Source organism: Corynebacterium stationis, assembly GCF_001941345.1.
Classification (GTDB): Bacteria; Actinomycetota; Actinomycetes; order Mycobacteriales; family Mycobacteriaceae; genus Corynebacterium; species Corynebacterium stationis.
On the sequence record NZ_CP009251.1, the window covers coordinates 1,460,142 to 1,483,780 of the forward strand.

Annotated in this window: 20 protein-coding genes; 1 reads left to right on the forward strand and 19 read right to left on the reverse strand. The window is 55.8% G+C overall.

Features of this window, described 5'->3' with window-relative positions:
* Window positions 1–30: 30 nt before the first annotated feature.
* The 19 genes from CSTAT_RS06795 to pyrR all read right to left on the reverse strand — a co-directional run bounded on the left by CSTAT_RS06795 (window position 31) and on the right by pyrR (window position 21,848).
* A complete protein-coding gene (locus tag CSTAT_RS06795) occupies window positions 31–1,302 on the reverse strand; it encodes a bifunctional 3,4-dihydroxy-2-butanone-4-phosphate synthase/GTP cyclohydrolase II (RefSeq protein ID WP_075722898.1) in 1,272 nt (423 codons plus the stop codon).
* A 27-nt stretch (window positions 1,303–1,329) separates the two neighbouring features.
* Window positions 1,330–1,929, reverse strand: a complete 600-nt coding sequence (locus tag CSTAT_RS06800; protein ID WP_075722899.1) for a riboflavin synthase — start codon at window positions 1,927–1,929, stop codon at window positions 1,330–1,332.
* A 20-nt stretch (window positions 1,930–1,949) separates the two neighbouring features.
* The gene (ribD, locus tag CSTAT_RS06805; protein ID WP_075722900.1) at window positions 1,950–3,002 is read right to left on the reverse strand and encodes a bifunctional diaminohydroxyphosphoribosylaminopyrimidine deaminase/5-amino-6-(5-phosphoribosylamino)uracil reductase RibD; all 1,053 of its coding nucleotides are present in this window, start codon (window positions 3,000–3,002) and stop codon (window positions 1,950–1,952) included.
* Between the two features lie 18 nt (window positions 3,003–3,020).
* Window positions 3,021–3,701: a ribulose-phosphate 3-epimerase gene (gene rpe, locus CSTAT_RS06810; RefSeq protein ID WP_083640897.1), complete on the reverse strand. Its 681-nt coding sequence runs from the start codon at window positions 3,699–3,701 to the stop codon at window positions 3,021–3,023.
* A 10-nt stretch (window positions 3,702–3,711) separates the two neighbouring features.
* Complete coding sequence (locus CSTAT_RS06815; protein WP_075722901.1) at window positions 3,712–5,313, reverse strand: RsmB/NOP family class I SAM-dependent RNA methyltransferase; 1,602 nt, start codon at window positions 5,311–5,313, stop codon at window positions 3,712–3,714.
* A complete protein-coding gene (gene fmt, locus CSTAT_RS06820) occupies window positions 5,310–6,296 on the reverse strand; it encodes a methionyl-tRNA formyltransferase (RefSeq protein ID WP_075722902.1) in 987 nt (328 codons plus the stop codon). Before fmt ends, CSTAT_RS06815 begins: the two co-directional genes overlap by 4 nt.
* Window positions 6,297–6,313: 17 nt before the next feature.
* A complete protein-coding gene (gene def / locus CSTAT_RS06825) occupies window positions 6,314–6,823 on the reverse strand; it encodes a peptide deformylase (RefSeq protein ID WP_075722903.1) in 510 nt (169 codons plus the stop codon).
* 78 nt (window positions 6,824–6,901) lie between these two features.
* Entirely contained in the window at window positions 6,902–8,935 is a 2,034-nt protein-coding gene (locus CSTAT_RS06830) for a primosomal protein N' (RefSeq protein WP_075722904.1), read from the reverse strand.
* A 6-nt stretch (window positions 8,936–8,941) separates the two neighbouring features.
* Complete coding sequence (metK, locus tag CSTAT_RS06835) at window positions 8,942–10,174, reverse strand: methionine adenosyltransferase (RefSeq protein ID WP_066794149.1); 1,233 nt, start codon at window positions 10,172–10,174, stop codon at window positions 8,942–8,944.
* A gap of 111 nt (window positions 10,175–10,285) precedes the next feature.
* Complete coding sequence (gene coaBC, locus CSTAT_RS06840; RefSeq protein WP_075722905.1) at window positions 10,286–11,578, reverse strand: bifunctional phosphopantothenoylcysteine decarboxylase/phosphopantothenate--cysteine ligase CoaBC; 1,293 nt, start codon at window positions 11,576–11,578, stop codon at window positions 10,286–10,288.
* Window positions 11,579–11,706: 128 nt separating this feature from the next.
* On the reverse strand, window positions 11,707–12,012 hold the full coding sequence (gene rpoZ / locus CSTAT_RS06845) for a DNA-directed RNA polymerase subunit omega (RefSeq protein WP_066794155.1): 306 nt from the start codon (window positions 12,010–12,012) through the stop codon (window positions 11,707–11,709).
* Window positions 12,013–12,054: 42 nt separating this feature from the next.
* Window positions 12,055–12,624, reverse strand: coding sequence for a guanylate kinase (gmk, locus tag CSTAT_RS06850; RefSeq protein WP_066794159.1), 570 nt, complete (start codon window positions 12,622–12,624; stop codon window positions 12,055–12,057).
* 6 nt (window positions 12,625–12,630) lie between these two features.
* Entirely contained in the window at window positions 12,631–12,951 is a 321-nt protein-coding gene (gene mihF, locus CSTAT_RS06855; RefSeq protein ID WP_025387580.1) for an integration host factor, actinobacterial type, read from the reverse strand.
* 365 nt (window positions 12,952–13,316) lie between these two features.
* On the reverse strand, window positions 13,317–14,204 hold the full coding sequence (pyrF, locus tag CSTAT_RS06860; RefSeq protein WP_075722906.1) for an orotidine-5'-phosphate decarboxylase: 888 nt from the start codon (window positions 14,202–14,204) through the stop codon (window positions 13,317–13,319).
* The gene (gene carB / locus CSTAT_RS06865) at window positions 14,188–17,529 is read right to left on the reverse strand and encodes a carbamoyl-phosphate synthase large subunit (RefSeq protein WP_066794165.1); all 3,342 of its coding nucleotides are present in this window, start codon (window positions 17,527–17,529) and stop codon (window positions 14,188–14,190) included. Before carB ends, pyrF begins: the two co-directional genes overlap by 17 nt.
* Before the next feature lie 31 nt (window positions 17,530–17,560).
* Window positions 17,561–18,715 carry a glutamine-hydrolyzing carbamoyl-phosphate synthase small subunit gene (carA, locus tag CSTAT_RS06870; RefSeq protein ID WP_075722907.1) on the reverse strand — a complete coding sequence of 385 codons (1,155 nt, stop codon included), beginning with the start codon at window positions 18,713–18,715 and terminating at the stop codon, window positions 17,561–17,563.
* 162 nt (window positions 18,716–18,877) lie between these two features.
* A complete protein-coding gene (locus CSTAT_RS06875; protein ID WP_075722908.1) occupies window positions 18,878–20,218 on the reverse strand; it encodes a dihydroorotase in 1,341 nt (446 codons plus the stop codon).
* Window positions 20,219–20,252: 34 nt separating this feature from the next.
* Window positions 20,253–21,221, reverse strand: coding sequence for an aspartate carbamoyltransferase catalytic subunit (locus tag CSTAT_RS06880; RefSeq protein ID WP_075722909.1), 969 nt, complete (start codon window positions 21,219–21,221; stop codon window positions 20,253–20,255).
* Window positions 21,222–21,230: 9 nt separating this feature from the next.
* Entirely contained in the window at window positions 21,231–21,848 is a 618-nt protein-coding gene (pyrR, locus tag CSTAT_RS06885) for a bifunctional pyr operon transcriptional regulator/uracil phosphoribosyltransferase PyrR (protein WP_075722910.1), read from the reverse strand.
* Window positions 21,849–22,128: 280 nt separating this feature from the next.
* On the opposite strand from pyrR, the gene CSTAT_RS06890 reads away from it, so the two are divergent.
* Complete coding sequence (locus tag CSTAT_RS06890) at window positions 22,129–23,511, forward strand: TIGR01777 family oxidoreductase (RefSeq protein WP_075722911.1); 1,383 nt, start codon at window positions 22,129–22,131, stop codon at window positions 23,509–23,511.
* Window positions 23,512–23,639 lie beyond the last annotated feature (128 nt).

The window sequence follows — 23,639 nt, forward strand, 5'->3', positions numbered from 1 at the left end:
TTCTTGCTTTCTTCGACGTTTTCAGGGTTCTTACTTCAGCGCGTGCGCCGCGTCCCACCGCGCAACCTGCGGCAAATCGTGGTTCATGCGGTCACGCTTGGTGCGCAGGTAATCAATATTGTCTGCGTTTGGCTCTACTTCTACCGGAGTATGCGCGGACGCTTCTACCCCGAAGCCACGCAGGCCTTCGCCTTTGTGTGGGTTATTGGTCAACAGGTTTGCTGACTTGATGCCCAGATCGCGCAGGATTTGCCCGGCGACTGAGTATTCACGGGCATCTTCCGGCAAGCCTTGCTCCAGGTTGGCATCGACAGTATCGAGGCCTGAATCTTGCAGGCTGTAAGCTTTAAGCTTTGCCAAAAGTCCAATGCCGCGGCCTTCGTGACCGCGCAAGTAAATGATGATTCCCTGGCCAGCCTCTTGGATAATCTCCATAGACTGGTGCAGCTGCTGGCCACAGTCGCAACGACGGGAATGGAAGACATCGCCGGTGAGGCACTCTGAGTGCACGCGGACAAAAACATCTTCGGCACCGTTGAGTTCTTCCACGCCACCTGCAATCAGTGCCACGTGCTCTTGGCCGTCGATCTCGTGCTTGTAGCCCAGTGCGGTAAAAGAGCCGAAGTCCGTCGGCAACTGGGTTTCGACCGTGCGACGTACCTGAGTCTCATTGTGACGGCGCCATTGGATGAGCTGCTCGATGGATATCATCTTCAAGTCATGCTCATCAGAAAAACGACGCAGCTCTTCGGAACGAGCCATCGTGGTCGGGTCTTCTTCAGAGACGATTTCACACAAAACACCCGCTGGACGCAGGCCCGCCAAGCGAGCCAAGTCGATGGCGGCTTCCGTGTGCCCATCACGCTCAAGCACACCATTAGGACGCGCAGCCAGCGGAACCACATGCCCTGGGCGGGTAAAGTCATCCACCACGCTCATAGGGTCTGCGAGACGGAGCATAGTTTCTGCGCGGCTAGTGGCGGAGATTCCGGTGGTGCCTGTATTTGCATCAACTGTGACGGTATACGCAGTACCGCGCACGTCTTCATTCCTGCCCATCATCGGTGGCAAGTTCAAACGCTTGCAGTCTTCAGGCAGCAAAGGCACGCAAATATAACCCGAGGAATAGCGCACCATAAAAGCTACGAGCTCAGGTGTTGCAAGCTCCGCGGCGAAAATCAGGTCACCCTCATTCTCGCGGTCCTCGTTGTCAACTACAACTACTGCCTTGCCGGCAGCGATATCCGCAATCGCCTCCTCGATGGAGTCCAGACGAACTGCGCTATTTAAAGGTGCGTTCATAGCTATCTAGCTTAGTCTCTACCCTTGTTAAACCTCGCCTTGGGGGCGAACCATCTTCTCGACATACTTCGCTAACACGTCAACCTCGAGATTAACCAGATCACCTTCGGCTAAATCACCCAAGATGGTGTCGCGCAAAGTAACTGGAATCAAAGAGACCTCAAACCAGGTTTCCCCAATTGCAGATACCGTCAAAGACGTGCCGCTAATCGCAATCGAGCCCTTTTCAACAACATAACGTGCTAGATCCGCAGGCAATTCGAAACGCAAAATATCCCAGTGCTCCGACGGAGTGCGGGAGATAAGTTTGGCGGTGCCATCGACATGGCCTTGCACGATATGCCCGCCCAATCGGGTGGTAGGTAGCAATGCGCGTTCGAGGTTTACCGTGCTCTGTGGCGCAAGTTCACCCAAAGCTGAGCGGTTTAGAGATTCCTGCATAATGTCGGCGATAAACGTCGCGTCTCCCAACTCCGCGACGGTCAAGCACACGCCGTTGACAGAAATGGAGTCTCCTAGTTGAGCATCAGCGGTTACCACCGGTGCCCCAATTTGCATGCGGATAGAATCCCCAAGCTCCTCCAGCGCGATAACCTTGCCTTTTTCTTCAACCAGCCCAGTAAACAACCAATTCTCCTTTAGTGAAATTATTTAGTGAGTGCAGTACGCACGTAGTTGATTAATAAATCATCGCCCAGCGCCAGAACCTGCCCGCGGGCAAAGCGCGCTGCGCCTTTCAACGTATTGGTCAACGGATGTGCCAAGACCGAAATTCCCTCACCGAGTAGGAGCGGCGCCTGGTAGACCTGCAACCAATCCACCAGTCCTTGGTTGGCAAAGCCTGAGGCCAAACCTGCTCCGCCTTCGACCAGCACATCACGGGCGCCGGTGGCATAAAGCTCGGCCAGAGCTTCACCGATGGTGGCATATTGCTCAAATCCAAGCCGGTTGAGATTAGACGCGGCATCACCGGCATCGGCAATATTGCGACGGCCAATGACAACTCGCCGGGGTTGGTGTTCTCGTTGGGTGCCGTCTGGATAGCGGGCAGTAAGCGATGGATTATCAATCAAGGCCGTGCCAGTGCCGATGATAATGGCATCGCGGTGTTCACGGTCAACGTGGACATAGTCACGCGCCATTTCCCCAGTGATCCACTGGCTGGTGCCATCGGCAGCTGCAGTAAAGCCATCGATAGTTTGCGCAAATTTCAACGTAACGTGGGGACGTCGCAACTGCACGGACTTCAACCACGGAATGAGCGCATCCGGTACTCCCTCCGGGCTTGGCAGCTGCACGACATTGATGCCGGCATCGACAAGCACTTGTGCCCCGCCGCCAGCGCTGGGATTCGGGTCGGAGTGTAAGAAAAAGACATCTTTGATGCCGGCTTCGATTAAAGCCTGCGTGCACGGTCCCGTGCGGCCGGTATGCCGGCACGGCTCCAGCGTCACCACGGCGGTAGCGCCTTCGGTCTTGCCAGCGGCATCGGCTAGAGCTTGGACTTCTGCGTGCGCCCCGCCCACCGGCTGAGTCGCACCGGTGCCCACAATCTCACCCGAAGTCGAAATAATTACCGCACCCACCGGTGGATTCGGGCTGGTAGTCCCGCGCACTTCCCACCCTGCAGACATTGCGGTGCGCAACGCCTGCTCCACAATCGGAGCCACGGCTTGGTCTGCACCGGGGTTGCTATCCATAATCCAGTAATCCCTTAATTAGACGGTGGCCAAAGCGCGCAGGTTCTCTACCTCGGCTGCGCGGTCAGCTTGCTTAAAGATTGCCGAACCCGCCACGAATGCATCGCAGCCAGCTTCCGCGCTTTGCGCGATGGTGTCAGCAGATATTCCGCCATCAATTTCGATGAGCGTATCTAAGCCTTGGTCATCGATAGCTGAGCGGAGCTTGCGCACCTTATCGAGCATCTCCGGCATAAATTTCTGCCCGCCAAAGCCCGGTTCAACACTCATCACCAGAACTAAGTCGAAGTGGGACAGCTTATCTAGCCACGGCTCAATTGGGGTATTGGGCTTAATGGAAAATCCAGCGCGAACGCCGAGCTCGCGGATCTTAGCTGCCAATGCAAGCGCTGCTGCCTCGTCTTCAACCGCCTCGACGTGGAAGATGATGCAATCTGCACCCGCCTTAGCGTAAGTGTCTACCCACTGTGCTGGCTCCTGGATCATCAAATGCACATCAAGGGTTTGATCCGTGATCCCATCGACGGCCTTGGTGATATCTGGACCAAAGGACAGGTTCGGGACGAAATGGCCGTCCATAATGTCGACGTGAATCCATTCGGCATTAGCCACGGACTTCACCTCTTCGCCTAAGCGTGTGAAATCCGCAGCCAAGATCGAAGGCGCGATAATTGGAGCACTAATAGAGCTAGAAGTCATGCTGCCCATCTTAGGACTTTTTGCGCAGCACAGCGAAGAACATTGCATCCGTGCCATGGCGGTGCGGCCACATTTGCACAGACTTATGCTCGCCTACATCTCCCATGTCAGGAATCAAGTCATGAGCGTTGTCTTCCACGATGTCTAGCTCCGCTACCGCGCGGTCGACGATACTGCGGGTCTCGCGTAAATCTGGCGAACAGGTGGAGTACACAATTACCCCTCCTGGCCGAAGCAGGCCTACGGCCGATTCCAGCAATTCGAATTGCAGCTGCGTGAGCTCAGTAATATCGGACTCGGATTTACGCCAGCGCGCCTCCGGACGACGGCGCAAAGCGCCCAGGCCGGAACACGGGGCATCGACTAAAATGCGATCAAAACCTGGCTCAAGTCCCGGCCTGCGCCCATCGGCAACGTGTACCCGTACCGGCAAATCACCCACGGTCTTTTCCACCAGCTGCGCACGGTGGGAAGAGACTTCCACCGCATCCACGGTGGCGCCATCCATCCGCGCGAGCGAGCCCATCAAGGCCGCTTTGCCACCAGGACCAGCACATAAATCAAGCCAACGACCTTGATCCTCCCCATCAATCGGTGCTTCGACAACGGCACGTGCGATAAGCTGCGAGCCCTCATCTTGCACGGCCGCAAGGCCTTGCTGCACAGGCTCCAGCTCTCCAGGATCCCCGGATTCCATGTAGACGGCATAAGGCGAATACTTGCCTTCTTCAGAGCCCGTCATCAGCGCAAGTTCCTCGGCTGTAATCTCGCCGGGGCGAGCAACTAAGTGCACGATAGGACGCTGCGAGTCGCCTTCTAATGCCGCCTCCAAATCACCTAGCCCCACAACGCGGGAGAAGGACTGCGCAATCCACTCGGGGTGCGCATGGCGAAAAGCAATCGCGGCAATCTCGCCGTCAGGAGTTAGTTGCTCCAGCAAGGTCTGCGGGCTCGCGCGCGTAATGGAACGCATAATGCCGTTGACAAAGCCTTTGGCCTTTTCATGCCCTGCTGCTTGCACAAGACGCACGGTAGTATCGACTGCCGCGTGCTGTTCGACACGGGTGTACAGCAGTTGGTAGGTCCCCAAGCGCAGTGCATCCAACACTTCCAGGGCAAGGCTGTCTAGCCCGCGCGAGGAGTGCTTGGCGATGACCGCGTCGACCACACCTTCGGCACGCAAGGTGCCATAGGTTAATTCCGTAGCAAAGGCTGCATCCCTGCCATCGAGTTTATTAACGCGCAGTGCCTTGGGCAGGGTTAAGTTGGCAAAGGCATCATCGCGGTGCACGCGCAGCAACGTTTCATAGACCACTGCGCGTGGCAGGTCGACTCCAACCGAGCCAGCGTTGCGGACAATATCTACTACCTGGCGCTCGCGATTACGGTTAGTGCCACCGGCTCGACCCGCTCGGCTTCCACCCGTTCGGCTACCGCCAGCGCGGCTACCGCCTGCTGGGGCGCCGCTCGAACGGCCACCGCCTGTGCGTTCGTGGCGGTCGTACTTTACCCGTTCACCGGAGGGTTTACTTTGGGGTTTCTTGCCACCTTGGGGTGTGCGTGCTTCTGAGTCATCGCCGGATTTGGACCGGGAGCGAAATCCACCACTCATGCGAAAAATACCTCGCCGTCAATGTCGTTATCTTCGGAGTTATTCTTAGCTCCCTGACCGCGTCCCCAGTCAGCCGCGTTCATCATCTTCTTACCTACTGGCTGCAGCTCATCGATACGCACTGGAGTTGAAGCCGTGCCAATGTAGACAGCCTTCTTCGTGATGTGTAACTGGCCGGGTTCAAGATGCGGCAATTCGCCGAGTTCTTGCGCAGCAGCATGCAGCGGGCTGACTTTACCAATTTTGATGCGGTCTTCCCCGTGCATTGTCCACGCCCCTGGGAAAGGTGAGTGCGCGCGGATGTGGCGGCCAACGGCAAAGTCAGGCTGGGTCCACGAAACACGTGCATCCTCAGTCGAAATTTTAGGGGCATACGTGGGCTCGCCCTGCTGGGGCTGCGCTACTAGCGTGCCTGATTCCAGCCCATCCATCGTCGCGACCATCAGCTGTGCACCGGAATGTGAGAGGCGCTCTAAAAGTGCGCCGGCAGTATCAACGGTTTGAATAGTCTCAGTCGTCGTACCTAGGACAGGACCGGTGTCTAGGCCTTCTTCAATCTGAAAAGTAGTTGCGCCAGTGATGTCATCGCCAGCATTGATTGCTGCCTGCACAGGGGCTGCACCGCGCCATGCTGGCAGCAGTGAAAAGTGCAAATTAACCCAGCCGTGTTGAGCTACATCGAGTAAGTCCTTAGGCACCAAGTTGCCGTACGCCACAACAGGGATGGCATCGGGAGCAAGCTCTGTCAGGCGCGCACGGATGGCGTCGCCATCTTCCGTGCCGGCTTTAAGCGTGGACGGAGTTAAGACTTCAATTCCGTGCTCAAGAGCTACTTCTTTGACCGGGCTGGGCACCATTTTGCGCCCGCGTCCCTTGCGCGCATCTGGGCGAGTAAGGACGGCTATCACCTCATGTCCCGAGGCAATTAGTGCGTTTAAAGTAGGAACAGCAGGTTCCGGGGTGCCAGCAAATACTAGCTTCATTATCTCTGGGTCGCTTTCTACTTGTTAAACCAGTCGGAATTGCGAATTTGCGACATCGCTTGCTTACGCTCATCGGCTTCTAAGCGGGAAAGAAATAGCACGCCATCCAAATGGTCAGTTTCATGCTGCACGCAACGCGCCATCAATCCGGAGACCACCATGCTTATCGGATTACCGTGGACATCTTGGCCGCTGACGGACACGGTTTCAAAACGCGTCGTGGGAGTGGAAATTTCTGGGATGGATAGACACCCTTCGATTCCTGTTTGGGTTTCCTCCCCGAGTTCTTTCCACACCGGGTTGATAATCGCCCCGCGCATGCCGGATTCAGTATGGGAGCAGTCGTAGACGAAGATGCGCTTTAACAAGCCAATCTGGTTGGCAGCAAGGCCTACTCCCCCAGCCGCATCCATGGTTTCCAGCATGTCTTCAGCTAAATCTTCTAGAGCTTCATCAAACTCGGTGATTTCACTAGCGCGGGTGGTCAATACTGGGTCGCCGTACAGCCGGATTTCTCTAATGGTCAAGGTTCTTCGCTCTTTCTCACACTCGGTATCGCTTAGCCTCCCACAATAGTGAATCTGCTTAGCTCAAGTCGCATCAGCCTAGCCAATATTGATCGGGTCAACTTGGATACGCAGCGGTAGATCATCTTTACGCGCACTCCGATTCGAATTAGCGGCACGAAGCGCTTTCCCCAGTTCCGAACGTGGCCCCAAAGGTGTTCGGATTAGAAGTCTTTGGGCAGGACCGAAGCGCTTGGTGTCGTATTCTCCCGGCAAGGACAGATTCTCCGGCAAAGGCACCGGGCCTAAGATTTCGGCGTGCTCGGGCAATTTCGCTGCTTCCAAGAAGTCACCTAGAGCCGCATCGGCGCCATCAATTGCGGCCATGTGTACTGCCGGCGGGAAACGAACCTCACGGCGCGCAGCAAGTTCCGTCTTCGCAAAACCGACGACATCCCATCCTAGAAATGCGTCGATGATCGGCACCCCTGCATTCGCAGAGATCACCACAGTCCCGCCTTTAGACGACGGTGCCACCATCGTTGCCGCAGCTAGCCACTTGGCCAGGGCGTCTTCGCCAGCACGCAAGTCCTGGCGATTGAGCAAGGCACCTGCCCCCAGCAATAAAGCAGCACCATAGTAGGACTCGGTCTCACCAGCAACCTCAACGCGGGGTTCCGCGCCCGGGGTCGCTACGATCAAGGCAGGTGCCATGGGCACTGTCTCGACTACCTTATTACCGCCTGAGACGATGATGCGGGTATTGGGAAAGATACGTCCCAGTTCTTCCGCGGTGCGCTCTGATCCCATGACGACCGCACGCAGGCGATTTGAACCGCACTCGCTACATTTGAAGCGGGTTTCTAATTTTCCACACCACGCACATGATGGCGTTGCTGCTTGTTCATGCGAATGTGGCAGCGACAATGGGCCGTTGCAGTGCCGGCAACGCGCGCGGGTAAAGCACTTAGCACACGCCAAGGTGGGCACATAGCCTTTGCGTGGGGACTGCACCAGCACCGGTTCCCCACGGTCAAGCGCGCTTTTTACCGCTTGGTATGCGCGCCCATCAAAAGAGGTGGTGCCCGAGGCCAGGTTGCGTGAAAAGTTCAGTCCATAGGGGCCCACAGCGACCATCGACGGCATGCGTGTGCGCAAGGTGGAGTCCGCAGCGACAAGGTCATGTGCCCAACCGGAGCTGACCAGCAATTGAGTTTCTGCAGTGCGCGAATGGCCAACGATCAACAAGGAAGCATTTTCCTGCGCGCTGCGCGTGGTGAGCACTTCGCGGCTGTGGACATAGGGAGCGCTGCGTTCGACGAGATTGTCATCGCCGTCATTAAAAATGACGGCCAAACCTAGGTCTTTTACCGGCGCAAACGCTGCAGATTTCGTGCCAATCACAATGCGTGCTTGGCCTACTAGGACCGAAAGGTAGCGCCGGTAGCGTGCCTGCGGACCTTGAGAGACGTTCAAGACCGTCGCTTGCTTTGCGGAGACATATTTGCGAAAAGCGGATTCAACCACATCGACATCGCTCTGATCAGGTACCACCACGAGTACCCCGCGTCCGCTTTTGGCGACTTTGGTGCCAAGTGCTGCAATGGCCGCTGCCCAATCATCACCAGGCGCTACCTGCCATGCGGCGCGTGCAGTGTTGCCTTCTAAGACAAAATCTACAAAAGACTCGCCAAATTGATACGCCGACCAAGAAGACAAATCAGGTTCTGCAATCTCCCCTAATTCCTCAAACGTCGTCTCTAGGTCCGCTTCTTCGGCCTTGGCATGCCGTGGTGGAATAGCAAAGCGGATGATATCTGAACGGGTGCCACCATAACGATTAGCAAGCGCATCCACCAAGCTCGCCAATTGTGGCGGATATACAGGAAACGGGGAAATCACCCGGTCAATGAAAGCTAAACGGCCCTCAAAGTCGGATTCGCTTAAGCGTTGGATCAGGAGGGCATCGACTAGCCTGCCATTGAACCTAATGCGTAACCGCACCCCTGGCTGTGCTGCCTCGGAATCTTCTTCTGCAATCTGATAATCAAACAGCCGATCCAGGTGCGAGACCCCTAATAATGGCAATACCCGCACAACCGGTTTAGTGGTGGCGGGTATCTTCTTAGGCATAAGCGCTTATTCTACTGAAAGACCTACTGCTTCACGAAGTGCGTCGACACGTTCCAAAGACTCCCACGGAAGAGCCAGGTCGGTGCGACCAAAGTGACCATAAGCAGCCGTTTGACGATAAATCGGACGCAGCAAGTCCAAGTCCTTGATAATTGCTGCTGGGCGCAGGTCAAAGACCTGAGCCACGCCAGCTTGAATCGCTGCATCGTCTAGGCCATGCTTAGCCGTGCCGAAAGTCTCAACGTACAAACCAACTGGCTTGGCGCGACCGATGGCGTAAGCCACCTGCACTTCTGCGCGGTCTGCAAGCCCTGCCGCAACGATGGTCTTTGCGACCCAGCGCATTGCGTACGCTGCTGAGCGGTCGACCTTTGAAGGGTCCTTGCCGGAGAAAGCTCCGCCGCCGTGACGAGCCATGCCGCCGTAGGTATCAACAATAATCTTGCGGCCAGTAAGACCCGCATCCCCCATGGGACCGCCCAGGATGAACGATCCCGATGGGTTGACCAACAAGGTGGTGTCCTCGTTATAAAATTCTTCTAATCCAGCGTCCTTGATGACCCACTCCACTACGTGCTCACGCAGCTGCGCAGCCAACCAGTTCTGAGTGATATCTGGATCGTGCTGGGTGGAAATCACCACGGTGTCTAATGCAACTGGAGTATCGCCGTCGTAGGCGAAGGTGACCTGCGTCTTGCCGTCAGGGCGCAGGTGCGGGACGATTTCACTCTTGCGAACCTGGGTCAGGCGACGGGACAAACGGTGTGCCACTGCAATCGGCAAAGGCATGTACTCTTCGGTCTCGTTGGTGGCGTAGCCGAACATCAGGCCCTGGTCGCCAGCGCCGGCAATGTCGTGCTCATCAAACTCGCCGCCATTGCGTGCCTCGGTAGAGGTGGTCACGCCGTCACCGATTTCCTGCGACTGCTCACCGATAGAGATGCTCACACCACAGGTGTTGCCATCAAAGCCCACATCGGAAGAGGTAAAGCCGATTTCACGCAGGGTGTTTCGCACCAGCGTCGGGATTTCTACGTAGCCGGTGGTGCTGACCTCACCCACCACGTGGACCTGACCTGTGGTCACCAAAGTTTCCACGGCCACGCGTGCGTTCGGGTCTTTGGCGATAAGTGCGTCTAAAACGGTATCTGAGATCGCGTCGCAGATCTTATCTGGGTGACCTTCGGTTACAGATTCACTGGTAAATAGGCGCTTTGAAGCCTCAGGAGTTGCAGTCACTGGTTCCTTCTTGCGTTAGGATATTCGGTGTCTAACTTCAGTTAAACCGGCACCGGAAATAGAATTATTATGCGTCTGCCAATCGTAGACTAAGTGGTCTAGAGCGGCAAGCTACGCCCCTGCTTCATGGCGAATTTCATTCACGACGTCCAGAATCTGCGCGGCCACTACTTGCTTAGTGCCATGGGCAACCGTGCGTGGCTCCAGCTCCTTGGTTAAAATCCAGCCCTCATTGTTGACATTGCCAAAGACTTTGCCTTCAGAGACATCATTGGCCATGAGCACATCGCAGCCCTTGCGCTGGAATTTCACTTGCGCTAATTCCAATGGCGAGGATTTTTCATCCCCGGTTTCTGCGGCAAAGCCCACGATTGTGGTTTCCTGCGAAATCTCGCCCTGCTCGCGTGCTGCTACGAGGCCTTTCAAGATGTCCGGGTTTTCAGTCATGTGCAGCGTGGACAAGGCATCATCATTGGTGTCCTTTTTCATCTTGGAAGACGCAACGGAAGCTGGGCGATAATCCGACACGGCTGCCGACATGATGACAATATCCGCATCGCGGGCGCGTGAGTCCATTTCTGCTTTGAGTTCCGAAGTGGAGACAATATTGACGATTTCCGCGCCCGATGGAGTCTGCAGATCTACGGTATTGCCGGCAACAATGGTGACGTCCGCGCCGCGCTGTGCCGCAATTTCTGCCAGGGCGAATCCTTGCCTGCCTGAGGAGCGATTGCCAATAAAGCGCACCGGGTCCAAGTCTTCCTGCGTGCCACCCGCGGAGATCAAAACCTTCAGACCTTGCCAGTCGTAGTTGATATCAATTCCAGCTAATCGCGTGCGCACCAGTTCCGCAATCTGCTCTGGCTCTGGAAGACGCCCCGGGCCAGTATCCTTTCCGGTCAAGCGCCCATGTGCTGGTTCCATCACCGTGATCCCGCGCCGGCGCAAAGTAGCAACATTGTCCCGGGTTGCGGGGTTAAACCACATCTCAGTGTGCATGGCTGGCACGACAATAACAGGACAGGTGGCAACTAAAACGGTGGCGGTCAGCAGGTCATCAGCCCGACCTGCCGCAATGCGTGCGATAACATCGGCGGTGGCAGGCGCAACCACCACTGCATCAGCATGCTGGCCGATATTGACGTGCTGTACTTCATCCACCGCGTCAAAAACCGTGGTGGATACTGGGTGCCCGGATAACGCTTCAAAGGTAGCCGCACCCACGAAGTTCAATGCTGCCTCGGTGGGCACCACCCGCACATCATCGCCATGTTCTTTCAGGTTGCGCACCAGATGTGCTGCCTTATAAGCGGCAATGCCACCAGAAACACCCACGACAATATTGCGCGGATGATTCGGGGCTACGGAAGGGGTTTGTCCAGTTGGGTTCGCAGTTTCACTCATAATCAGCAATAGTACCGACAATGAGCGAACCCCTGCCCCACTAGCAGCCCCAGAGTGCATGCGGTGATGCACCTGAAGTTAGTGGGTCAGGGGTTTAAAAGACGGCTTATCTTCTTAGAAGATAAGAATTAGGAGTCGAGTCCTTCTTCGTGCTCGAGCAAGCCAGCCTCAATCTCGCGCAATGCGATAGACAGTGGCTTTTCGCCTTGTTCTGGGGTTACCAGTGGGCCGACAAATTCGAACACGCCTTCGTCCTGCTCTTGGTAGTAGCTGTTGATCTGACGCGCGCGCTTAGCTGCGAAGATCACGAGTGCGTACTTCGAGGAAACCTTCTCCAGCAGTTCATCAATTGGCGGAGAGGTAATACCGATCGGCGTATCGTACACCGGTTCTGGTTTGATCTCAGAGTTAGCAGGGGTGGTCACGTTGGTCACATGCACCTTTTCTAGAAGTTGGCTATAAATGTTTGATTATCTCTATCCTTGCAGGATAGCAGTGATGGCCGCAACTGCGTCATCTAGGTTGTCATTGACAATCACGCGGTCGAACTCCGACTGACACGCCAGCTCTTCACGGGCCGTATCAAGTCGACGCTCAATAACCTCTTGAGGTTCGGTGCCACGACCAGTGAGACGGTCAACTAACACTTCCCACGATGGCGGAGCTAAAAATACCAACTCTGCCTCAGGAAGCGCTTTCTTGACGTTGCGCGCGCCTTCCAAATCCACCTCAATCAACACCGGCCGGGAGTCCTCTAGGGCTTCCTTCACGGGTGCTGCGGGTGTTCCAGATCGTTGTAGACCCCCGTGAATATCTGCCCACTCGAGCATTTCACCGGCGTCAATGCGGCGCTGGAATTCTTCCGGACTAACAAAGAAGTAGTCCACCCCGTCCTGTTCACCTGGACGAGGGGCGCGTGTAGTCATAGACACGCTGAAGTACAGCCTGTCTACACCGTGACGCAAGCGCGAGACCACCGTGGATTTACCAACAGCGGAAGGCCCTGCCAGCACGACAAGGCGTCCGCGGTGATTAGCGCTGTTCATCGACGATTACTCGGAAAAGCCGAAACGCTCCAGAAGGGCACGACGCTGACGGTCGCCCAAGCCACGCAGACGGCGGGTCTGAGCAATCTCGAGGTCTTCCATGATCTCGCGTGCTTTAACCTTGCCAACCTTTGGAAGAGCTTCTAGCAGTGCTGAAACCTTGGTCTTACCGATGATCTCATCGGTCTCTGCCTTCTCGAGGACGTCCTTCAAAGTGGTGTCACCACGCTTGAGGGATGCCTTCAGTTCTGCGCGAGCCTTGCGAGCCTCAGCGGCCTTGGCGAGAGCCTGCTTGCGTTGCTCATCAGTCAGTTTTGGAAGGGCCACGGGTTTCCTCCGATTCATTGGTTGATTAATTTAATCCAGTACAAAAATTACCGGAACTCGAAAGCTTAACTTAGATTATGGTTCTCGTTGTGCTCCGACTTCAGGCAATCCTAGCACCGCAACGTTATCAAGGTAGATAACGCAACAGATTTGAACGTCTATTTTAGCACGTCACCGCACTACGCAGATCAAACTACCAGCTCATGTGCTTGCGTGTAAATTCAGCGGCAAAATTAGCCCGAAATACGCTATATGCTGGCGTTCCTACGAAAAACCTGCGGAATTATCGGGAAAAGTGCCACGAAAAATCCGCTCGGTAGTTCTTAGGAAACTGCCAGCATAAACAACGTTTGTTCTAACTTCGGCTATACCAACCCGCCGTCGAAATACTCACGCGAGGTCTCTTGCACGGCCTTTTGCAGGTCGGCAACCTGCGGTCCAGCGTTCAAGATGGCACGCGAGACATTCGGAAAGCCCAGCTGGGGTGCCGTCTGCGTAATCTTTGCAACATCGGCAGCCGTCGCACCCTGTGCACCCACGCCAGGCAAAAGCACTGGCCCGTTGAGCTGGGACAAATCAGGTGGCGTGTCCAAGGTAGCGCCCACCACCACGCCAATATCGCCCACTGGGTGCTGGTTGGCACCCTCATCCTGTGCGGAAGACGCCGCACACTCGCTATTAAAAGCTGCACAAGTATCGACCACGTGCTGCGCCACGGTGTGAGAGTCATCGCGGAAATTCTGCAGCTGCACTGCCTCAGGATTCGAGGTAGCAGCCAGGACGAATACGCCACGGCCGGTCTTGGCCGCCAAGTCAAAGACCGGCTGCAGCGCTGCTACACCCAAGTACGGCGAGACCGTGACGGCATCGGCACGCAGCGGAGAGCTCTCCCCTAACCAAGCATCGGCATAGCCAGCCATGGTGGAGCCAATATCGCCACGTTTTGCATCAGCGACAGTCAAGCACCCTGCCTCGCGTAGATACTGCAACGTCTCCTCTAAGACGGCGAAACCCTGGGAGCCAAAGCGCTCATAAAAGGCCACCTGTGGTTTCACCAAAGCAGCAGTATCCGCGAAGGCTTCCACACAGGCCTCGCTAAAGCGACGCAGACCATCAACCGTGTCCTCTAAGCCCCACTGCTGAAGTAGGTAAGGATGCGGGTCAATGCCTACGCACAACCGGCCACGCACCTGCCCTGCGGCAACAAGGCGCTCGCCAAAGCCTACTGGCTGGGTATTAGTTGACTGGGGCATGCTGTAGCTCCTGCAGCGCACGAACCTTGAAATCACCCTTGCGCAGTGCTTCCAGGGCCTGTACGCCGGCGGTGACCCCTTGCACGGTGGTGATCTGTGGGACATCTACTTCCAAAGCTGCGCTGCGAATCTCGTAGCCATCGAAACGCGCACCGGAGGTGGAATCTGGTGTATTGATAACCAGATCAATCTCACGGTCCAAAATCAAATCCACTACCGACCGGCCTTCAGCACCGTTGCGAATCTCGGAAGACTTCTTCACGGTCTCGCATTCGATGCCATTGCGACGCAGAACCGACGCCGTGCCAGTGGTGGCGAAGATCTTGTATCCCATATCGGACAGACGCTGAATTGGGAAGCTCAGGTTGCGCTTGTCGCGGTTAGCTACCGAGACAAAGATGGAGCCTTCCTTCGGCATCTTCATAAAGCCTGCGATAAGAGCCTTGTAGTAGGCCGCACCAAAGTTATCGGCCAAGCCCATGACCTCACCGGTGGACTTCATCTCAGGGCTCAACACGGTATCGAGCATAGAACCATCTGCGCTGCGGAAGCGGTTGAATGGTAAGACTGCTTCTTTTACCGCGATTGGGTGTTCCAGAGGCAGGGAGCCGCCGTCGTAGGACGATGGCAACATGCCTTCTTCCTTCAGCTCAGCAATGGTAGCGCCCAGCATGATGCGCGATGCTGCCTTAGCCAGTGCCACGCCGGTGGCCTTGGAAACAAATGGCACGGTGCGCGATGCACGTGGGTTTGCCTCGATGACATAGAGCTGGTTGTCCTTGAGACCGTACTGCACGTTCATCAAGCCCTTAACGCCAATACCAGCAGCCAAAGCCTTGGTAGCTACGCGAACCTTTTCAATATCTTCTGGCCCCAGCGTCATCGGTGGCAGGGAGCATGAGGAGTCACCGGAGTGAATGCCGGCTTCCTCGATGTGCTCCATCACGCCGCCGAGGTATACATCAGTGCCATCGCACAGCGCGTCGACGTCGATTTCGATTGCGCCATCCAAGAAGCGGTCCACAAGGACAGGGTGCTCGCTGTTGAGCTCGGTTGCGCGCTCGATGTAGGACTCAAGGGCTGCCTCGTCGTAGACAATTTCCATGCCGCGTCCACCTAGAACGTAGGAAGGACGTACCAGCACTGGGTAGCCAATCTCCTGGGCCACACCGCGTGCTTCTTCATAAGAGTGCGCGGTACCAAACTCCGGCGCAGGTAGCTCTGCCTTGGCCAAGACCTTGCCGAATTCGCCGCGGTCTTCAGCCAGGTTGATGGCCTCAGGGCTGGTACCAACTACTGGAACACCCGCATCAGCCAAACGCTGTGCCAGGCCCAGTGGGGTCTGGCCACCAAGCTGAACGATGACGCCAGCAACGGTGCCGGACTCAGCTTCTGCGTGGTAGATTTCCATGACGTCTTCGAAGGTCAGGGGCTCGAAGTACAAGCGGTCTGCGGTGTCGTAGTCGGTGGACACGGTCTCAGGGTTACAGTTGACCATGACGGTCTCATATCCCTTATCCGACAGTTCAAGTGCGGCGTGCACACAGGAGTAGTCGAACTCGATGCCTTGGCCAATGCGGTTCGGGCCAGAGCCTAAGATGATGACCTTTTCGCGCTCAGTTTGGGCTTCAACCTCAGATTCTGCAGCTGGGTCGAGCTCATAGGCCGAGTAGTGGTACGGAGTCTGAGCTTCAAATTCACCCGCGCAGGTATCGACGGTCTTGTAGACCGGGCGAATGCCTAAGGACCAACGCAGTGCGCGCACGCCGTCTTCGCCAGCAAATTCGCTACGCAGGGCAGCAATCTGCTTATCAGATAGGCCCATGTACTTAGCTTCGCGCAGGAGGTCTTCATCCAGGACTGGTGCTTCAATCAGCTTGGTGCGGAAGTCAACCAAAGCCTGCAGTTCAGCCAGGAACCATGGGTCAATCTGGGATGCTTCGTGCAGCTGCTCGATGGTGCCGCCCAGGCGCAGGGCAAGCTCGACGTCGTAGAGACGGCCTTCAGTTGGGCGACGCAGGTCGTCCAATACAGCGTTGAGGTCATTGGCACGCTCTTCAGCGAAGTATTCATCGTCCTTAGTCCAGAAACCTTCTTGCTTGGTTTCCAAAGAACGCATGACCTTATTCAGACCCGCGATGTAGTTGCGGCCAATGCCCATGGCCTCACCCACGGACTTCATGGTGGTGGTCAGGGTGTCATCAGCGCCGACAAACTTCTCAAAGGCAAAGCGTGGAGCCTTGACGATGACATAGTCCAAGGTTGGCTCGAAAGCCGCAGGCGTTACACCGGTGATGTCGTTAGTAACTTCATCCAGGGTATAGCCGATGGCAAGCTTCGCAGCTAGCTTAGCGATGGGAAAGCCGGTCGCCTTGGATGCCAGCGCCGAAGAGCGGGACACGCGTGGGTTCATCTCAATGACGATGATGCGGCCGTTTTCTGGGTGTACAGCGAACTGGATATTACAGCCGCCGGTGTCCACGCCGACTTCGCGGATGATGTCGATGCCCAAATCGCGCATCGCCTGGTATTCCCGGTCGGTCAGGGTCAACGCCGGCGCCACGGTCACGGAGTCACCGGTGTGTACGCCGAGTGCGTCGACGTTTTCAATCGATGCGATAACAACCACGTTGTCATCGCCGTCGCGCATGAGCTCGAGCTCGTATTCTTTCCATCCCAGGATAGATTCTTCAATCAAGACGTTAGCTTCTGGCGATGCAGCAAGTCCGCCACCAGCAATACGCTCTAGGTCTTCATTGGTGTAGGCCAAACCGGAGCCCAGGCCACCCATGGTAAAGGAAGGACGAACAACTACTGGCAGGCCGAGCTCTGCAACGGTGGCGTGGACTTCTTCCATGTTGTGGCAGACTGCAGAACGTGCAGATTCGCCACCGATGGATTCGACGATGTCTTTGAACTTCTGGCGGTCTTCACCGCGCTCGATAGCGTCGATGTCAGCACCGATGAGTTCGATATTGTACTTTTTCAAAATGCCGGCGCGGTCCAACTGGATGGCGGCATTCAGCGCGGTCTGGCCACCCAAGGTTGCCAAGACAGCGTCGATGGGGTGCCCTTCTTCGCGCTCTTTAATCAGGATTTGCTCGATGAACTCTGGCTCAATGGGCTCCACATAGGTGTGGTCAGCAAACTCCGGGTCGGTCATGATGGTGGCAGGGTTGGAGTTAATCAGCGTTACACGCAGTCCTTCTTCTTTGAGGACGCGGCAAGCTTGGGTGCCGGAGTAGTCGAATTCACAGGCCTGGCCGATGACAATCGGGCCGGAGCCGATGACCAGGACGTGGTTAATATCGTTGCGCTTTGGCATGGTTTTCTTTTCTTACCTTTCCTGGTCGGAATTACTTAGTGGTGGAAGCGTTGTTGGACATCAGGTCAATGAACTGATCGAACAGTGGGTTCGCATCATGTGGACCTGCGGCAGATTCTGGGTGGTACTGCACCGAGTACGCCATGCCATTGCTCAAAGCAACGCCTTCGACGGTGCCGTCGTTTAAGCAGGTGTGAGTGACATGCGCTGGGCCGAAGTCAGTGGAGAATTCTTCACCTGGGTTATCCGTTGGCATCGCCAGGGCAAAGCCGTGGTTTTGGGAAGTGATATCAATCTTGCCGCTGAGGTGGTTTTTGACTGGCACGTTGATGCCGCGGTGACCGAACTTCATCTTGTAGGTTTCCAGACCCAGTGCGCGACCGAGCAGCTGGTTGCCGAAGCAAATGCCGAAGAATGGAATCTTGGCCGCCAGCACCTCGCGAATAAACGCAACGGCGCCGTCTGCGGTTGCTGGATCACCAGGACCGTTGGAGACAAAGACGCCGTCTGGGTTGTACTGCTGGATATCAGCGAAAGAGGTGCCAGAAGGAACCACGATGGTCTCAATTCCGCGCTGTGCAAAGTGACGCGGGGTCGAAAGCTTAATACCCATGTCATAAGCCACGACGGTGAACTTCTTCTCTCCTTCGACTGGGATGGTGTAAACCTCATCGGTCGACACTTCTGCCGACAGGTCAGCGCCAGCCATCGAGTCCTGGGCTTTTACTTCCTCAACCAGTTCTTCAACTGAGCGCTTTGCGGCATCGCCGGAGAAGATGCCAGCGGCAATCGAACCTTCGTTGCGCAGGTGGCGCACCAAGGTGCGGGTGTCTACACCCTGAATGCCGACAATTCCCTGCGCTACCATTTCTTCTTCTAAGCTGCGCTCAGAGCGCCAGTTGGATACGCGGTGAGAGAGGTTGCGAATCACGAGACCTGCAACCCAGATGTTGCCGCCGTTGGATTCATTATCTTCATCGTTCCAACCAGTGTTGCCGATGTGTGGTGCGGTAGTAACCACAATCTGGCGGTGGTAGGAAGGGTCGGTCATGGTTTCTTGGTAACCGGTCATGGCGGTGGTAAATACCGCTTCACCCAAGGTGGTGCCAGTTGCGCCGAAGCCTAAGCCACGAAAGCTGCGGCCGTCTGCGAGCACCAGGATGGCAGGTTGTGAAGTGTTCGTCACAGGAGTGTGCCTTTCAAATTGAGTGTAAAAAATTCACTGCTTTGCATTATATTACTACGGTTGCTCTTGAGTCTATCCAGTGTGGCGTCGAAATCAAGATTTCTGCCACCACACTGTTTTGCATAATCTCGAGGAAAATTTCACCGAGAGATTCAGAGCTTTTTAATTATCTTGCGCATCAAGTTCATAGGTGAGATGCCCACGCAACAAGGTGTGCGTGACGCGTGCACCGAACTCGATACCTTCATAGGGGTTATTTTCACTCTTAGATTCAAGCTGGGTCTTATCTGATATCCAGCGCGCTTCAGGGTCTACCAGCGTGAGATTCGCAGGCTCGCCTACTGCAATCGGACGGCCGTGGTCCGGCAGCCGGGTAATCTCCGCGGGCTTTTCACTCATCACACGCGCAATAAAGCGCCAGTCCGCAAGTCCAGGTTCGACGAAGAGCTTGACGATGACCGCGAGCGAGCTTTCCAGCCCCAACATTCCAGGCTTCGCGTGGTCAAATTCCACACACTTATCTTCTGAACCATGCGGTGCGTGGTCAGTAGCGACAACATCGATTACTCCATCGAGCAACGCCTGGCGCAAAGCCAGGGTGTCGTGTTCTTCACGCAGCGGTGGGTTCACGCGGAAGACACCGTCGTAGGTGCGCAACTTGTCATCGGTAAGCAGCAAGTGGTGCGGGGTTACCTCAGCACTCAGTGGGATGTCCTGGGACTTTGCCCACTTGAGCAATTCCACGGTGCCGGTTGTTGACGCGTGGCAAATGTGCACGCGGTTGCCGTAGTCACGTGCCAAAAGTGCATCACGAGCGACGATGGACTCTTCTGCCACGCGTGGCCAGCCGCGCAATCCCAGCTGCGCAGCGGTCGCGCCCTCGTGTGCAACAGCACCCTCGGTCAGACGTGGCTCTTCAGCGTGCTGCGCAATGAGCACATCCAAGCCCTTGGCGTATTCCAAAGCGCGGCGCATCAATTGCGGGTCAGCAACGCACTTGCCGTCATCAGAGAACATGCGCACTTTGGCATCAGAGCGTGCCATCATGCCGAATTCTGTGAGGTCCTTGCCCGCTAGTCCCTTGGTGATGGAGCCGACCGGGTGGACATCGCAAAGCCCTAAGCCCTGAGCTTTTGCCCACACCGACTCAGCGATGACGGGCTGGTCCATGACCGGCATGGTGTTGGCCATGGTAAAGACCGCCGTGAAGCCACCTTTAGCTGCGGCCTTGGAGCCGGTTTCGATGGTTTCAGTATCTTCGCGGCCTGGTTCGCGCAGGTGCACGTGCATATCAACAAGCCCTGGGAGCAAGACCTGTCCTGCCCCGTTGATGGTCTTATCGATCTTCTTGCCTGTGCCGGCATCAGCGCCAATCGCCGCAATTTCACCATTTTCGATTAATACGTCAACCGCTTCACCTTCGCCATAAGGGCGCACGTTGGTGAGCAAAGTTGTTTCGGCTGCAGCAGGTGCTTTCCGGCCGGTTTCTGGATAATTGGTCACAGGTTTTTCTCCTCGTTGTTTCTAGATACCGGCTTTAAGCGCCTTGGGGGTGCTCTTCGGCAAACCCGCTATTGGCGATAAGAGTAAACAGCACCGCCATGCGCAAGTGCACACCGTTGTTAACCTGCTGCAAGATAGCGGTTTGGTCCAGGTCCGCAACTGCGTAGTTGATTTCCATGCCGCGCAACATAGGTCCTGGGTGCATGATGATGGCATCTTTTTTCATCAAGGCCGCGCGCTGCTTAGACAGCCCGAAAAGTGTTGCGTACTCACGGTGCGACGGGAAAAAACCGCCGTTCATGCGCTCTTGCTGCACGCGCAGCATCATCACGACATCGGCTTCTGCAATCTCTGCATCGAAATTCACCGAAGTCTTCACCGGCCAGGTCTCCACCCCGAAAGGCAAAAGCGTCGGTGGAGCAACCAGCGTTACTTCCGCCCCCAGCGCGGTGAGCAAATCAACGTTGGAACGCACCACGCGTGAATGTAGGCAATCGCCGACAATCTTTACCTTCAGCCCTGCGAAATCACCCGCGGTGATTCCAAGGCGTTGACGGATGGTCATCGCATCCAACAAGGCTTGGGTTGGGTGCTGGTGTGAACCGTCACCGGCGTTAATCACGGATGGGCCATCACCATTAGGCGCTACCCAGTTCGCGACCTGTTGCGCCGCGCCTGACGATGGGTGGCGGATGATAATTGAATCCGCGCCCAAAGAAGACAACGTCAACGCCGTATCTCGCAGCGATTCGCCCTTCTTCACCGAAGACGACGATGCCGAGAGGTTAATGACATCCGCGGACATCCACTTGCCTGCTGTTTCAAACGAGGCACGCGTGCGCGTGGAGTTTTCATAAAACAAGGTGTAGATGGTGCGCCCGCGTAGTGTTGGAAGTTTTTTTACTTCCCTATCTTTCAGCGCATCGCGGAAGGTGTCTGCTTCATCCAAAAGGCCGATGATCTCGTCTTTGTCGAGGTCGGCGATGCTTAACAGATGTTTCACTCGGTCTCCTTATTGCGTGGATGTGATGCCGCGGGTCAAGACCACCGCGTCGCGGCCGTCAATATCGCTAATAAGGACATCAATGTCTTCATTGCTGGCAGTCGGAACGTTCTTTCCTACATAATCAGCGCGAATTGGAACCTGGCGGTGGCCACGGTCAACCAAGACGGCTAATTGAATGGACTGCGGGCGACCAATATCGCCGAGCGCGTCTAAAGCGGCACGAATGGTGCGGCCGGAAAAGAGGACGTCATCGACCAAAACGACAATGGCATTGTCGATGCCACCGGCTGGGATGGATGTTGGTTGCAGAGCGCGGTGCGGTTTATTACGCAAATCATCGCGGTACAACGTGATATCTAAGGATCCACTGGGGATGTCCACACCGGAAAATTCTGCAATCTTTGTTGCTAGCCGGTGTGCAAGGGGCACGCCACCTGAAGGGATGCCCAATAAAATTACTCGCGCAGCACCGGGTGAATCCAATGCTGTCTTTTCAATAATCTGGTGCGCGATGCGTGCGGTTGTACGTTCAACGTCGTCAGCACTGAGCAATTCTGACTGCGTGACATTTGTCTGCGCATCGTTTGCTTCGTGCCCGTCGTTGGGTACAGTTGTTCCACTCATCGTGACCTCCTTCCCCGCCTCACAGTGCGGTCCTTAAAGGATGTGTTCACTAGAAATATGGTGACCGTAGGTTTTACAGCTGCCACAGATACTAGCACTTATCGCACCGTCGCACCGTATCTATTTCCCCCGAATCCCCCTTCATGTATCCCCCACCGCGCAATCATTTCTCCTTAATTCACGTTGCGCACAACTTAATAAATGTATCGGGGCTAAACTAAGGAGCAAGTATTAGGCGCCGTCAGTCTGATGAACAACCCCCCAAGGAGCGTTTCCTTACATGAGTTTTTCTGCATCACACGTAGTTCCAGCATCCCGGGAACAGGTGTGGGAATGGCACACACGGGTGGGTTCGCTGTCGCGATTGCTTCCGCCATTTGTGCCGATGACTCCGCTCCAGCAGGCAGACAGGCTTTCCGATGGCACCACGATCCTGGGACTTCCTGCCGGCTTGCGGTGGACCTCGCGCCATGACCTTTCGCGGTATCGCAAAGGTTATGCCTTTACTGATGTGTGCACGAACGCCCCCATGCGTATGTTGGCTAACTGGCGCCATGACCATCGCTTTGAAGATCACCCCGAAGGTACCTTGGTCACCGACGTGGTTGATACCCGGATGCCAAAGGCAGTCTTGGACTCTATGTTTGCCTACCGCCAGCAGCAGTTGATTGAAGATACCGCTTTAATCAACCGCCTCAAGGAAATCGGGCACGTTGACGGTTTAGCCGATAGCTCTTCTATTTATGGTGCACAGCGCAGGTTCACTATCGCGATAACCGGCTCTCGCGGGGCCGTTGGACGCGCATTATCTGCGCAGCTTTCACTAGCAGGCCATGAGATTATTCAACTAGTGCGCGGCAAGGTCAAGCCTGGCCAGCGACTATGGAACCCGCAGGCGCCAGACCCAGATCTCTTAGATGGCGTCGACGTGCTGGTGCACCTGGCGGGCGAGCCTATCTTTGGCCGGTTTAATGAGTCGCATAAAAACGACATTCGCGATTCCCGCGTCGGCCCGACCCGCAAGCTCGCAGAATTAGTCGCGGCTTCTAACACTGTGACCACCATGGTTTCAGCCTCTGCCATTGGCTACTACGGCAATGATCGCGGCGAAGAAATTCTGACTGAGGGCTCAGAGCCTGGCGATGGCTTCTTAGCCGATGTCTGTGTGGAATGGGAACAAGCCACTGCCCCAGCCTCAGATGCCGGAAAGCGTGTGGTCAATATTCGCACCGGCGTGGTGCTCTCCGGCAACTCCGGAATCCTGCCGCTATTTAAGGCTCTTTTTTCCACCGGACTGGGTGGTTCTTTCGGCGATGGCGAATTTTGGCTCTCCTGGATTGCAGCCGATGACCTTACCGATATCTATACGCACGCCATTTTCGATGAAACCTACGCCGGCGCGGTCAACGGCGTGAGCCCTAACCCAGTGCTTAACCGGGGACTTGCACACGCTATCGGCACGGAGATGAAACGCCCCTCGGTCATCCCAATTCCGACTTTCGGCCCAGCTCTACTCCTAGGCAAAGAAGGCGCACGCGAACTAGCGCTTGCCGATCAGCGCGTTATCCCCGAAGTGCTCAACAACCACGAGCATCACTTCCGCTACTCCACCATCGACAAAGCCCTCGCGCACGAACTGGGCCGCGAACCCCTCAGGGAATAATCGGCTTCTTTGGTGCTGGTGTTGCGAAAAGCAACCCGCCTGTGGATAACTTCGCCTGTTGCGTGATGTGTCAACGTAGTTATCCACAGGTTTTTGACCTTCCCCTAGCGCGGGCTTGCAAAGGCATT

Bases quoted from the DNA above. Each gene is read 5' to 3' on its own strand.
- CSTAT_RS06795 (WP_075722898.1), bottom strand. From the start codon at position 1,302: ATGAACGCACCTTTAAATAGCGCAGTTCGTCTGGACTCCATCGAGGAG.
- ribD (WP_075722900.1), bottom strand. From the start codon at position 3,002: ATGGATAGCAACCCCGGTGCAGACCAAGCCGTGGCTCCGATTGTGGAG.
- rpe (WP_083640897.1), bottom strand. From the start codon at position 3,701: ATGACTTCTAGCTCTATTAGTGCTCCAATTATCGCGCCTTCGATCTTG.
- CSTAT_RS06815 (WP_075722901.1), bottom strand. From the start codon at position 5,313: ATGAGTGGTGGATTTCGCTCCCGGTCCAAATCCGGCGATGACTCAGAA.
- fmt (WP_075722902.1), bottom strand. From the start codon at position 6,296: ATGAAGCTAGTATTTGCTGGCACCCCGGAACCTGCTGTTCCTACTTTA.
- CSTAT_RS06830 (WP_075722904.1), bottom strand. From the start codon at position 8,935: ATGCCTAAGAAGATACCCGCCACCACTAAACCGGTTGTGCGGGTATTG.
- coaBC (WP_075722905.1), bottom strand. From the start codon at position 11,578: ATGAGTGAAACTGCGAACCCAACTGGACAAACCCCTTCCGTAGCCCCG.
- gmk (WP_066794159.1), bottom strand. From the start codon at position 12,624: ATGAACAGCGCTAATCACCGCGGACGCCTTGTCGTGCTGGCAGGGCCT.
- pyrF (WP_075722906.1), bottom strand. From the start codon at position 14,204: ATGCCCCAGTCAACTAATACCCAGCCAGTAGGCTTTGGCGAGCGCCTT.
- carB (WP_066794165.1), bottom strand. From the start codon at position 17,529: ATGCCAAAGCGCAACGATATTAACCACGTCCTGGTCATCGGCTCCGGC.
- pyrR (WP_075722910.1), bottom strand. From the start codon at position 21,848: ATGAGTGGAACAACTGTACCCAACGACGGGCACGAAGCAAACGATGCG.
- CSTAT_RS06890 (WP_075722911.1), top strand. From the start codon at position 22,129: ATGAGTTTTTCTGCATCACACGTAGTTCCAGCATCCCGGGAACAGGTG.